A 12,874-nucleotide genomic window follows, 5' to 3' on the forward strand; every position below is an offset into this window, starting at 1 on the left:
CGGCTGATGGGGTCTGAACAAAGGTAAACGATTTTTTTTGCGAAAGTCAACGCACTTTTTTGCTTCGGCGCAACTTTTGTGTACTTTTGTGAAACCAAACCCGGCGGGGTAGCTCAGATGGTTAGAGCGTAGGATTCATAACCCTAAGGTCGGCAGTTCGATCCTGCTCCCCGCTACAAGGATCAAGCCTTTTGCACCAACGCGAAAGGCTTTTTTTATGATTAGTTTGCCGTTACCCGGTAGCTCGTCCTTTAGAAAGCTCCCCCACTTATCCGGCAAATAACCTCGCTTATCTCGCCGTCATTAACTCAAAAAGCCCTTATACGGCTCGGAATCGCTTAAATGGACCGTTTTGCGACAATCTTTTGGTAGAACAGCGGACCAATCGGGTCGTAAATCCATTGCCGGAATACGGAAAAGACGGGCAACGGACCATTTGCTGACAAAGCGGCCGCATTTACCCCCGATACCAAACCCTACCCTCGGCAATCAGGTTGGCTAATGGATCACGGATGTCCTCGTTTATCCAACAGTTATGACGCCAACCAAACCGGTCAGAGAAATAGTATACGTCGGTACGTACTCCGTTCGCGGTAGCCAGGGAATTTATGTTTTCTCCTTTAACCGAGCTAACGGTACGTTCGTACGTCAGCAAACCGTTGCCAATGCCAAGAGTCCTTCTTTTCTGGCGATCCACCCGTCGGGACGCTACCTGTATTCGGTCAATGAAGAAGACGATCAGGGAGACGATCATTCGGGTACGGTCAATGCTTACGCCATCGATCCGCAATCCGGCGAACTTTCGTTTATTAACCAACAACGCACGCACGGGCAGGCACCTTGCCACATCAGCATTCACCCAAACGGGCGATTAGCGTTCGTTTCCAATTACGGGAGTGGGAGCCTGTCGGTACTGTCGCTGCTCGATGATGGGTCGTTCGGTGAAGTCGTCCAGCGAATACAGCATACGGGCAAAGGCGTTGATCCAGAACGACAGAACGAACCGCACGTCCATTCGGCCATTCTTTCAGCCGATAGCCGGTTTCTGTACGTATCGGACCTGGGTACGGACAAGATCTACCTGTACGCAGTTGACGAGGAAAATGCAACGCTCACCCCTCATTCAACACCCTATATAACGGTTGCTCCCGGTTCAGGTCCCCGATTGGTCAGTGTTCACCCCAATGATCAGTTTATTTACTGCGTGAACGAAATGAGTTCGACGGTTGCCATCATCCGGCGCGACATAGCGGCCAATACGTTTGAACTAGTTGACGATAACGTCCGCTTTTTACCCGAAAGCTACGCGGGCGAACGATCCGGGGGGGATATTCACGTCGATGCCGCAGGGCGCTATCTGTACGTTACCAACCGGGGAAACAATGCGCTTGCCGGTTTCTCCATCGGGACGGAAGGCAGGCTAACGTATTGTAGCCTGCACTATACGGGTGGCGACGAACCCCGAAACTTTCTGGTGGACGACCAGGGAGACTACTTATTCGTCGGCCATCAGGAAACCGACAGGATCACCGTCTTCCAGCGCGACGCAGCCACGGGTGAACTAAGAGCCACAGGACAGGAGCTTTCCGTCCCGGCTTCGGTATGCCTGCTCATGCTTCGTCTGGAATAAAGCAACATCAGAAGGCCCGTCCTTCTATCAGCCTTTACTTAACCAGCTCTTTCTGGTACAGACCAACCAGCGTATCGACGGCATAATCGACCTCCTCGGCGGTATTGTATTTACCAAATGAGAAACGGACATAGCCGCGCTCAGCATCCAGGCCGGGTAAGGCTGCCAGCACGTGCGAGCCAACGTTGGACCCACTCGAACAGGCCGATCCACCAGAAGCGGAGATCCGGGCAATGTCTAAGCTAAACAAAAGCATATCATTGATGTCGGATGCGGGCAGGCTGACGTTCAGCACTGTATACAAGCTATTGTCGATATCAGCGGAGTCCCCATTGAACAAAACCGGTCCACCAGCGCCGTCGGGCATTTTTTCCCGAAGCTGCTCAATCATCCGGCGTTTCAACGATGTGATGTGCTGCCGATGAGCGTCCATATCGCGGTAGGCAATTTCAAGCGCCTTCGCCAGGCCAACGATACCGTACACATTTTCGGTCCCCCCCCGCATGTTGCGTTCCTGGGCACCTCCGTACATGAACGGGTGGATCTTGGCGCGGTCGGCATTGACGTACAGGAAACCGACGCCCTTGGGACCATGAAATTTATGGGCGGCTCCAACGATAAAGTCGACGGGTAACTGTTGCAGATCATGCCGGAAATGCCCCATCGTCTGCACCGTATCCGAATGAAAAATCGCGTCGTAGGCACGGCAGATTTCGCCCGTTCGATGCAGGTCGAGCATGTTGCCGATTTCGTTATTGCCGTGCATAAGCGATACCAGCGAACGTCCGTTCCCTTCGTTTCGATTCGATTCCAGCAGCGATTCTAGATGAGCCAGATCAATGTGGCCTTTCCGGTCCACGTTAACCAGACTTAACCGAATAACGCCCCGCTTTGCCAAATGGTCGAGCGTGTGCAGTACGGCGTGGTGCTCTAGGGGCGACGTGATCGCATGGGTCAGCCCATACGTTTCGATGCTGCTCTGGATTGCGGTATTATCGGCTTCGGTACCACCCGAGGTAAAGAAAATTTCGGCGGGTGAGGTATTAAGCAAACCAGCCACTGTTTTCCGGGCTTTTTCAATGGCCGTCCGCACGGGCCGACCGTGACTATGAATGGAGGATGGATTACCAAACTGCTCTGTCATAAGTGGTAACATAGCATCCAGAACTTCGGGGTCGAGCCGGGTCGTCGCGGCATTATCCAGGTATACAGCAGCAGTAGGTTTCATAGTTTGTCGAATATACGGTCGGCTTTTAATCCGGCAAAGGTACACCAAACCCCCGTAAAGTCGAAACACAATCCGAATCTTGGGCGTTCTCCTAATTCTATTTATAACCAATCCCTGAATTATGAAACAGTGGCCCGACTCCACAGACATTGGGCCCTGATTACACCCGTGTATGAAGCATTCGTTACTCTTATTTTTTTGCTTGGTCTCTTTATTTGTACAGGGTCAGAACTACCGAAATGACGTTCGGAATCGGGCCGTTTTCTGGACAGAGGTCAACCTGGTTTACAAGACGGCTGGTCGATGGAGTTTCCAGTTGGATCATCAGTACCGCCGTCAGGCCGATGATAACAACGGGCGGGATTTGAATGCGTTTCGGCATCCGCTTTTACAGGTCTTTCGGCCCTGGATCAACTACCAGCTTTCCAAACCCGTCAGAGTGTCTCTTTCGCCCATCGGTTTGTGGTGGAACTGGGGCCGGGTCAATGACTATCAGCCGACCACGTTTTTTCAGGAAGTTCGCATTATTCCTCAGCTCCAGATTACTAAACCGGCGGGCGATGGCGAATTTGTTCAACGCTTCCGGACCGAACTCCGCTGGCCTTCCCAAACCGATACCCTGACCAGTGCCTACGTCTTTCTTTCCGACGGGGAATCGCAGGAGGTGCTGGCCGACCGCTTCGATGTTCGGTTGCGGGCGATGGCCCGCTGGATCAATCCCATTTTTAAACGGCATAAAGACGATAAGCGGTGGTATTCGCACCTGAGCATCGAGCCGATGGTGGTGCTGTCGGCGTCGGCTGCCCGCTTTGACCAAAACCGCACCTACGTGGCACTGGGTCGGCAACTGGGCGAAAACCTGCGGGTAGAACTTGGGTATTTGAATCAGTTTACGGTTCAGCGAATACCCGACGACCAGTTGCGTCTGTTTCGCTTCAATCATGCGCTACACATCTACGTGTATTTTGAAAATCCACGGCGCTCAAAAGCCGAATCAGACTCCGGCCCTGAATAATCTACGGGTGACGGCTATTTCGTGCATCAATTAGCTTATTCTCCTATTTTATATTCCTATTTCTGCATATATTTAGGTATTCGATACACATACGTATGAGAAATGGTAGTCTAATCCTGGCCGCAGTAGTCTTTGGTTCAAGTACGTTGTGGGCGCAACATCGCGTTACGCCACCCAGCACGATTTTTATTCCCGTCGATCAAACGCCGACGCCCAATTATCAGTACCACGATGGTACGGCGACGCTGATTGATGGTACCGTCTTACAGGGGCTCTTTCGATACAACGGTAGAAACACGTTCGTGTATCGAACGGGCGGTCAGGCTCTCTCCAAGCGGATCGGTTTTTCGATGATCCGGCGGCTGGCGGTAGCGGGTGCCGATTCCACGACAACGACACGGTCGGATTCGACTATTTTTGTCAGGCTGGGGCGTCGGCTCTACCGCCAGCTAACGGGCGGGACAACCATGGTTGTTGATCGGCGCTTTAGCGTTGATGAGGAGCGCGGCCGAATCGGGCAACGGCTTTATGTGCTCGATGACAATGGAGATTTTCACCGATTTTCCTCCCTGCAAAAACTCAATAAATGGTTCTACGCGTTTCGTGAGCGGTCGGGCAAAAGCCTGCCAGACGTTTTTTTAAACGAAAACGAGATTGTCAAAGCCGTCGCCCGGATCAATGGCGAATAAGCCTACAAAAAAGCCCCGGCTGCGCACAGTCGGGGCTTTTTTGTGATCAGTTACTTCACTTACTTTTTATACTGCTGAATAATCTTGTAGAGCGCCTTTTGCTTTTCCAGTTCAGGAAAAAATTCAAACAACTGCACATGGGCATCGTAGTCGAGCGACAGCGCAGCTTCGAGTTGAATCAACGACTCGCGGTAGTAACCGGCGTGAATCAGGTACACTGCCGACCGGTAATACAGATCCGCTTCTTTCGGCATATCATCGATCCCCGCCTGAATAATCTCATTCGCGCGCAGGAAATCGCCCTGATCGAACGGTACCAGTGACCAGGTCAGATACACATCCGGATTTTCGGCATCTACTTCAGCGGCTTTCTGAAACGCTTCAATACTCGAGAGCACATTGCCTACTTTATACTCCGTTTCGGCGATGGCCAGGTGGTATTCGCCGTTCTGGTCGTTTAGCTTTACGGCCTTTTGCAGGAAAGGCAACGCTTCGTACCACTTACCGGATTCGCTCAGACAAACACCGATACCGTACCAGGCTTCGTCCCACAAGGCATCCAGTTTGATGGCTTCGCGGTATTCTTTGATGGCTTCGGGCAATCGATCCTGCTTTTCCAGACTAGCTCCCAGGTGGCAATACGTATCCGCCGTTGCTTCTTCGTATTTGAGCGTTTCCCGGTAGCAGACCTCGGCTTTCTCGAACAAGCCCATGTTCATGTAGGTATTTCCCAGGTTGAAATGAGCCGATGAAAAATCAGACTTAATAATAACGGCGTAGTCGTAGGCTTCAGCCGCTTCGGCGTAACGGGCCAGCTTGCTGTAGGCAATACCGATGTTGTACCAGGCATTGTACGAGTACGGGTCTTTATCGATCAGTTGCTGGTAATAAGCCAGGCTGTTTTCTAACTCACCCGTCACGTCCAGACAAAACGCCAGTTCGTACAGCGCGTTTTCGTTGTTGATGTTGAGGGCAATCGACTTTTTATACTGAACGATGGCTTCGTCGTATTTACCCCAGTTCTGATAACTCTGTCCTAGCTGAAAAAGAATATCATCTTTGTCTTCAGCGCGGTCGAGCAGTTGTTCCAGCACCTGAATGGATTCTTCGTACCGCCCCGCCATGTTCAGGACGGAACCCTGCATAAACGGTACATCCAGATCGCCGGGGTTAAATAAAGAAGCCCGTTCCAGAAGGTCTAACGACTCGTCATAACGTTGAAAATTGGCCAGGATCTGGGCTTTGTCGAGCATAAGCTCCAGCGCATACGGAAAGTTTTCCAAACCGGCCTCGGCGGCTTTAAACGCCTTGTCTAAATCACCATGATTAAGGTAATGCTCAATCATCTGCTCATAGACATCCAGGTCGAAAAACTGGCTTTGCTGCTGGTCCAGCATTTGCTCAAAACGCCGGATTGTTTCTTTAATATCGCCTTCTCGTTCTTCGAACTCTTGCTCCATGCTGTTGCCTTCAAAATTGTGGGCGGATAGGGGCCGCACCAAGGGTGCGATTTATCCTTTGCTTCATCAATATAAACGTAAAAAAACGAAACTCCAATCCCAAGCCTGAAAATTTTCGAACCACGCAGCTTGGTCTAACCAACGCTGAGCAACCCTTCTCACGACTTCAAAAACGCGTTTGCGACACGTTGGAGCGTCTCACTGAGCGGTCGGTACTGAAAACCAAGCACCTGCCTGATCCGTTGCCCGTCGTAGGCATACCGCGAACTCGACGAACGAGCCGTTTCCCGCGTAATTAAGGGTGCCTTGCCAACCAACCGCGCCCGCACAGCCTCCAGGGGCCAGAGCAACCGGGTTAAAGTAGGTGATACCCGCCTGGTCGGAGGACGTTTGTTCAGTACTGCTGCTATCTGTTCTAACAAGGATTTGTACGGAATGGTGCCCCCGTTCAAAATGAACCGCTGTGCCGTTACCTCCGATTGCATCAAACCGACGAGCGCATCGGTCACGTCGAGCACGTCAACGTAGTTGACCAGACCGGCCGGATAAAACGGTCGTTCGTCGTAAACGTACTTGATCAACTGCAAACTGCTCCGGCTCCAGTCGCCCGCACCGAGAACAATCGACGGATTTACCAGTACGGCATTGAGTCCTTCGGCAATGCCACGCCATACTTCCAGTTCAGCGCGGTATTTGGTTTTGGCGTAGGTTGAATTATTGGGCGACTCTTCCCATTTCTGTTTTTCGGTCACCACGATCGGGCCATCGGTCTTCCCTCCTTTCGGCAACGGGCGACCAATGGCCGCTACGGAGCTGATGAGGCCCAGCTTTCGAACCCCGGCCTGTAAACAAACATTGACTACGTTTGCGGTTCCATCGACATTCGTGCGCTCCATCTGGTCGCGGTCTTTCGGCACAAACGATACGATCGCGGCTGCGTGCACCACGTCTATGCCCGGAGCAATTGCTGCTTCAAGGGCGGGAATATCCAAAACGTCCCCTTCGTGCCAGGTAATTTTCTCGGCTACATCCGTCAACAGGCCGTAGCCGCTTTCAGCCCGTTTCAAAGCCGACACCGCGTAGCCTTCCGCCAGATACCGACGCGTGATGTGAGAGCCAATAAAGCCAGTTGCTCCGGTAATGAAAACCGACTTAGGTAGTGATGCTGTCATTCAAAATTCGTTCAGGTACGAGCAAGCCTTGAGTCCTCGTGTTCCACGCATCGCAGGCTTTTACAAGCCGTTGACGAATGGAAAGGTTTTGATTTCGACCCGATTGAGGAAATTATTCAGGCGCGCCATGGTGTTTCCCCAAGTAATCCGGCTTGTACTCTTTGCGTAAACATAACAACGTTCGGGACTGAATTGCTAATTTTGCCCCGTAAAAGCCGTTTTCAGTTGATGGTTTACCGTTGCAACGACGCAGCAGCCCGAAAACTGTGAACGATCACTGAGAACTCAAAACCTGCTTATGGCTCTCGAAAATCCACAACGCTATACGGTCACGGCGGCTCTGATCTACGCCAACGGTCCGATCCACATCGGCCATATCGCGGGTTGCTACCTGCCCGCCGATATCTACGTGCGCTACCTCCGCTCAACGGGCAAAGATGTCGCATTTATCAGCGGCACCGATGAACACGGTGTTCCCATCACCATCAAAGCAAAAAAAGAAGGGATTACGCCCAAAGAGGTTGTCGATAAGTACTACGTTCAGATCAAGCAGGCGTTCAGCGACTTCGGTATCTCGTTTGATATTTACTCACGAACGTCGAACCCCGTTCATCACCAGACTTCGCAGGATTTTTTCACAACGCTGTACGAAAAAGGTGATTTTGACGAAGAAGTAACCGAACAATATTACGACGAGGTCGCTGGTCAATTCCTGGCCGACCGGTACATCGTCGGAACGTGTCCGGTATGCGGCAATCCAAATGCGTACGGCGATCAGTGCGAACGCTGCGGAACGGCGCTCAGCCCCACCGAGCTGATCGAACCCCATTCGACGCTCTCCGGCTCCAAACCGGTGATGCGGTCCACCAAAAACTGGTTTCTGCCCCTCGACCGGATGCAGCCCGCCATCGAAGACTACGTAAACAGCCATACCGAATGGAAAACAAACGTATTCGGGCAATGTCAGTCGTGGCTGAAAGAAGGGTTACGTCCCCGCGCCATGACCCGCGACCTCGACTGGGGCATCAAGGTGCCGCTCCCCGACGCCGACGGCAAAGTGCTTTACGTTTGGTTCGACGCGCCCATCGGCTACATCTCGATGACCAAAGAATGGGCCGAGCAGCAGGGCCGCGACTGGGAACTGTACTGGCGCGACAAAGACACCAAGCTCGTTCATTTCATTGGAAAAGACAACATCGTTTTCCACTGCATCATTTTCCCGGCGATGCTGATGGCCGAAGGAAGCTTTATTCTGGCCGATAACGTCCCCGCCAACGAGTTTATGAACCTCGAAGGCGATAAAATCAGTACGTCGCGCAACTGGGCGGTCTGGCTGCACGAGTATCTGGAGGAGCTTCCCAACAAACAGGACGTGTTGCGGTACGTACTGGCCGCCAACGCGCCGGAAACCAAAGATAGTGAGTTTACCTGGAAAGATTTTCAGGCCCGGAACAACAACGAACTAGTGGCCGTCTTCGGCAACTTTATCAACCGGGCCATCGTGCTGACCCAAAAGTTCTGCGACGGTAAAGTACCACCGATCTGCGGCTTGACCGATTACGACCAGCAGGTACTGGACGAACTGGCGCAATTCCCTGACCGCATCGGACAGGCGATTGCTCAGTACAAATTCCGTGAAGCGTTGGGAAATGTGATGGACCTGGCCCGTCTGGGTAACAAATACCTGGCCGAAACGGAGCCGTGGAAAGTAGTCAAAACAGACGCGCTGCGGGCAAATACCATCCTGAACATTGCCCTACAGATTTCGGCCAACCTAAGCATTGTCTGTGAACCGTTTCTGCCGTTTACCGCCGAAAAGCTGCGCGGGCAACTGGCCATTACGGAGCATTTTAACTGGGTAAACGCGGGCCGCGCCGATCTGCTGACCGAAGGGCATGAACTGGCCAAAGGCCAATCGGGACCCGACAGTTTGTTGTTCGCTAAAATCGAGGACGACGAAATCAATAAACAAATTCAAAAATTATTGAATGCCAAGCGCATGAATGAGTTAGAAACAAAGACAGTACCCGCCATCCGGACCGAGATTACTTACGACGACTTTGCCAAAATGGATATTCGCATTGGCACCATCACGGAGGCAGAACGGGTTCCCAAAAGTGACAAGCTGCTCAAATTAAAGGTTGATGACGGTTTGGGTGGCCGCCAGATTTTGAGCGGTATTGCCAAGCATTTTGCCCCCGAAGAAATCATCGGCAAGCAGGTAACGTTCCTGGCGAATCTGGCTCCCCGGAAGATGATGGGCTTCGAATCGCAGGGTATGATCCTGATGGCCGAAGACCGAGACGGAAAACTATCGTTGATCACTCCCGGCGATTCGGTTTGGAACGGCGGTACGGTATCGTAACCCAACGGACCGCAGGAAACGGTTAGCAGAAAGCCGGAGTTTTGTTGACTCCGGCTTTTGTTTTTATCCTTTGATGGCGTGGTCAACTTTTACATTCTGTCCCGACCAGATTTTTTTAGCCGTCCAGTCCTCAGTAGGATCGGTCCAGAACGAGTCCGTTGCGGGTAGGCCCAGCGGCAGGAAAGCTACCGAACACAAATACAAACTCCCCGTTGAGATGTACGTTTCGCCAATGGCAGGCTGGTGACCACACAGACCAATCTGAAGCCACCCTTTTGCGTCGTACGTACCGGGCGCATCCATCGTCCGGCGAATGACCGCCGTCAGCGCCGACCGTATCTGTCCCGGCGACAACTCTTCCGGACTGTTTTTCTGTAAAGCCATTTGCGATAACAACTGAAACGCCCCGCAGCGGTAGGCCAGTGAACGACCGAAAGCCGCAAAAGAACCGTCCGGGCCAATCAGCCGCTCCTGAACGGCGGCATAGCGCTGGGCACGGGCCAACAAGGTTTCGTACAAACTTTTGTCGGCTTTTCCGGCTTCAACCAATGTTTTGACCACGTCCAGCAACATCGGCTGAATAACGTAGCTGTTGTAATAATCCCAGTGAAAGTCAGGGCCATCGCCGTAGGCACCGTCGCCTTTGTACCAGGCCAGATGCTGTTTGATGGCGTAATCCATGCGCAGTTCGTCGCCCGCACCGGTGTATTTAAGCAGGGCCGCTTCTACCATCGCGCTAAACAAGAGCCAATTGCTGTAGCCTGGTTTGATAACCCGGCTCGCCTGCAACGCCTTCACCAGATTCGCCTGTTCTTCGGCGCTTAAAGCGTTCCATAGCCGCGGAGCCCGCACCAGACCATGCGCCAGAAAAGCCGTATCGACCAGCGGTTGCCCACCTACCGTAAAATTCATGTAGTCAGGCGATTGCGGATTAACGGCGTTGGCGATACTTTTCCAGGTAAGATCAAAATAGCGCTGGCGGGTGCGTCCTTCCGGCGAGTCATCCGTTTCGAGTTGAAGCCAGGGAGCGAGTCCGGCCACCGTTCGTCCCAGTGCTTCCAGATGGGATACGAGGATGCGGCTTTGTTGCTGGCCGTCTGCTGATTCAATGGGCATTTCTGCTTTTAAGCGATTTTGCGCTAATGCAGTCAAGACAGGATCGGCAATTTTCTGTAGCGTCCGTACCCAATACGCTCTGTCGTCGTCGCTATTTCCAGGTTGCCCAGCCCCTGTCTTCGGTATTTTGCCGGATTCCTTCGCTGCGGAGAAGCTGATCGGGAGTGCGGCAACCAGCCGGGTAAACGTCCGCCGTTTCATTGTCATATAAAGTCCTGTTAGTGTATCTGCGTGGTGAATTTATAGCCTAACGGTTCGTCTGTTCCGGCTGTTTTCAATCGAATTTCATTCTGTAAAGCAATCGCGCTTTGATTTTACTGGTTTTATCGCCTGGCCCAGCGTTCAAATGTAGCATAGGCTGAAACGTTCGTTCTGGAAACGCTGTTACTTTTCTGAATTCGCCATTTATACTTCCTGTGAACCAAGAACAAAAAAGCGCCGAGTCGCCAGCCGGCAGAATCTTTGACCTAGCCATTCTACGGCGACTTTATTCGTTTGTGTCGCCCTATCAATCGCGCTTTTACCTGCTGATTGGGGTGATCCTGCTATCGGCCTGTCTGGCACCGCTGGCACCGCTGTTAATCCGCTATACGATTGATAACGTGATCGCGATGGGCGATTACCAACGGCTGACGCTGATGCTGGCAATCATGATCGGTGTGCTGGTCGTACAGGCCGTTGTCCAATTTTCCAATACGTACCTGTCGGGCTGGCTGGGTCAGTACGTTATCCGTGATATTCGGGTGCAGTTATACCGCAAGATTCTTCAGTTACGGTTGAAGTTTTTTGATAACACCCCGATTGGCCGACTTGTAACCCGCTCCATCTCCGATGTCGAAACGCTGGCGGATGTATTCAGCGAAGGCATGGCTGCCATTGCGGGCGACATTCTGCAACTAGTTCTGATCATTGGGGTCATGTTCTACACCGACTGGCGACTGGCCGCGATTAGCCTGTCTACCATTCCCCTGATGCTGATCAGCACGTACATCTTTAAAGAAAAAATAAAGAAGTCGTTTAACGATGTGCGGACCGCCGTTGCCAATCTGAACTCGTTTGTGCAGGAACACATTACCGGCATGAACATCGTCCAGATTTTTGGCAGTGAGAAAATCGAAGCCGAAAAATTCCGCGTCATCAACGACGAGCACCGGGCCGCTAACATTCGCTCGATTCTGTATTATTCGATCTACTACCCGGTAGCCGATATTATTTCAGCCGTAGCGGTAGGACTGGTCGTTTGGTACGGAGCCAAGCAAATCATTCATTCCGACATCACATTCGGGACCGTTACCGCTTTTGTGATGTTTATCAACTTATTTTTCCGACCGATTCGGATGCTGGCCGACCGTTTCAATACCTTGCAAATGGGCATAGTCAGTACGGATCGAATTATCAAACTGCTGGACAGCGACGAGTTTACGGTCAACGATGGTAATTACGCGCCCGATACCATTCAGGGGAAAGTTCAGTTCGACAACGTTTGGTTTGCTTACAACAACGAAGATTGGGTGCTTCGCGACATTTCTTTTTGCGTGAACGCGGGCGAAACAGTGGCTTTCGTGGGTGCAACAGGGGCCGGAAAATCATCGATCATCAATTTGTTGAGCCGCTTTTACGACATCAACAGAGGGGACATTAAAGTGGATGACGTAGACGTTCACGATTACGAACTCGGTCACCTACGTCGCAACATCGGCGTCGTTTTGCAGGATGTCTTCCTATTCTCCGACACCATTGAAAACAACATCACGTTAGGCGACAAACGCATCAGCCGCGAAAAGATGGAAGAAGCCGCTAAACTGGTGGGCGTCCACGAGTTTATTCAGCGACTCCCCGGCGGCTATGACTACAATGTGATGGAGCGCGGTTCTACCCTATCGGTTGGTCAGCGGCAGTTGATTTCGTTTGTGCGTGCCATGGTTCAGGACCCACGAATCATCGTGCTTGACGAAGCTACGTCATCGGTCGATACCGAAACGGAAGAAATGATTCAGAATGCAATTGGTAAACTGATGAAAGGCCGTACGGCTGTCGTCATTGCTCACCGGTTGTCAACGATTCAGAAAGCTGATAAAATCATTGTGATCGACAAAGGACGCATCGTTGAACAGGGCAACCACGAAGAATTGCTCCAACGCGAAGGCTTCTATGCGAACCTGTACCGAATGCAATACAAAGAAGTGGTCTAATCGGCAG

At 51.9% G+C, this 12,874-nt stretch carries 9 protein-coding genes and 1 tRNA gene; 6 read left to right on the forward strand and 4 right to left on the reverse strand.

What is annotated here, in order from left to right:
- The first annotated feature begins 102 nt into the window (after positions 1–102).
- Both LQ777_RS12725 and LQ777_RS12730 read left to right on the forward strand, forming a co-directional pair.
- Positions 103–176, forward strand: a tRNA-Met gene (locus LQ777_RS12725).
- 359 nt (positions 177–535) lie between these two features.
- Positions 536–1,630, forward strand: a complete 1,095-nt coding sequence (locus LQ777_RS12730; RefSeq protein WP_232558304.1) for a lactonase family protein — start codon at positions 536–538, stop codon at positions 1,628–1,630.
- 34 nt (positions 1,631–1,664) lie between these two features.
- Here the strand turns inward: LQ777_RS12730 and LQ777_RS12735 are convergent, their stop codons facing one another.
- A complete protein-coding gene (locus LQ777_RS12735; RefSeq protein ID WP_232558305.1) occupies positions 1,665–2,858 on the reverse strand; it encodes a cysteine desulfurase family protein in 1,194 nt (397 codons plus the stop codon).
- A gap of 202 nt (positions 2,859–3,060) precedes the next feature.
- Here LQ777_RS12735 and LQ777_RS12740 point away from each other — a divergent pair, with 202 nt between their 5' ends.
- On the forward strand, positions 3,061–3,873 hold the full coding sequence (locus LQ777_RS12740) for a DUF2490 domain-containing protein (RefSeq protein ID WP_232558306.1): 813 nt from the start codon (positions 3,061–3,063) through the stop codon (positions 3,871–3,873).
- 95 nt (positions 3,874–3,968) lie between these two features.
- Complete coding sequence (locus LQ777_RS12745; RefSeq protein ID WP_232558307.1) at positions 3,969–4,562, forward strand: hypothetical protein; 594 nt, start codon at positions 3,969–3,971, stop codon at positions 4,560–4,562.
- 59 nt (positions 4,563–4,621) lie between these two features.
- Here LQ777_RS12745 and LQ777_RS12750 read toward each other — a convergent pair whose 3' ends face one another.
- Positions 4,622–6,022, reverse strand: a complete 1,401-nt coding sequence (locus tag LQ777_RS12750; RefSeq protein WP_232558308.1) for a tetratricopeptide repeat protein — start codon at positions 6,020–6,022, stop codon at positions 4,622–4,624.
- 158 nt (positions 6,023–6,180) lie between these two features.
- Positions 6,181–7,194, reverse strand: coding sequence for an NAD-dependent epimerase/dehydratase family protein (locus tag LQ777_RS12755; protein ID WP_232558309.1), 1,014 nt, complete (start codon positions 7,192–7,194; stop codon positions 6,181–6,183).
- 298 nt (positions 7,195–7,492) lie between these two features.
- On the opposite strand from LQ777_RS12755, the gene metG reads away from it, so the two are divergent.
- Positions 7,493–9,559 carry a methionine--tRNA ligase gene (gene metG, locus LQ777_RS12760; RefSeq protein WP_232558310.1) on the forward strand — a complete coding sequence of 689 codons (2,067 nt, stop codon included), beginning with the start codon at positions 7,493–7,495 and terminating at the stop codon, positions 9,557–9,559.
- A gap of 63 nt (positions 9,560–9,622) precedes the next feature.
- Here the strand turns inward: metG and LQ777_RS12765 are convergent, their stop codons facing one another.
- Positions 9,623–10,876, reverse strand: a complete 1,254-nt coding sequence (locus tag LQ777_RS12765; RefSeq protein ID WP_232562844.1) for a DUF2264 domain-containing protein — start codon at positions 10,874–10,876, stop codon at positions 9,623–9,625.
- Between the two features lie 215 nt (positions 10,877–11,091).
- Here LQ777_RS12765 and LQ777_RS12770 point away from each other — a divergent pair, with 215 nt between their 5' ends.
- On the forward strand, positions 11,092–12,867 hold the full coding sequence (locus LQ777_RS12770) for an ABC transporter ATP-binding protein (RefSeq protein ID WP_232558311.1): 1,776 nt from the start codon (positions 11,092–11,094) through the stop codon (positions 12,865–12,867).
- Positions 12,868–12,874: the final 7 nt, after the last annotated feature.

The organism is Spirosoma oryzicola, assembly GCF_021233055.1.
In the GTDB taxonomy this organism is placed as follows: Bacteria; Bacteroidota; Bacteroidia; order Cytophagales; family Spirosomataceae; genus Spirosoma; species Spirosoma oryzicola.

Bases quoted from the DNA above. Each gene is read 5' to 3' on its own strand.
- LQ777_RS12750 (WP_232558308.1), bottom strand. From the start codon at position 6,022: ATGGAGCAAGAGTTCGAAGAACGAGAAGGCGATATTAAAGAAACAATC.
- LQ777_RS12745 (WP_232558307.1), top strand. From the start codon at position 3,969: ATGAGAAATGGTAGTCTAATCCTGGCCGCAGTAGTCTTTGGTTCAAGT.
- metG (WP_232558310.1), top strand. From the start codon at position 7,493: ATGGCTCTCGAAAATCCACAACGCTATACGGTCACGGCGGCTCTGATC.
- LQ777_RS12735 (WP_232558305.1), bottom strand. From the start codon at position 2,858: ATGAAACCTACTGCTGCTGTATACCTGGATAATGCCGCGACGACCCGG.
- LQ777_RS12730 (WP_232558304.1), top strand. From the start codon at position 536: ATGACGCCAACCAAACCGGTCAGAGAAATAGTATACGTCGGTACGTAC.
- LQ777_RS12755 (WP_232558309.1), bottom strand. From the start codon at position 7,194: ATGACAGCATCACTACCTAAGTCGGTTTTCATTACCGGAGCAACTGGC.
- LQ777_RS12765 (WP_232562844.1), bottom strand. From the start codon at position 10,876: ATGAAACGGCGGACGTTTACCCGGCTGGTTGCCGCACTCCCGATCAGC.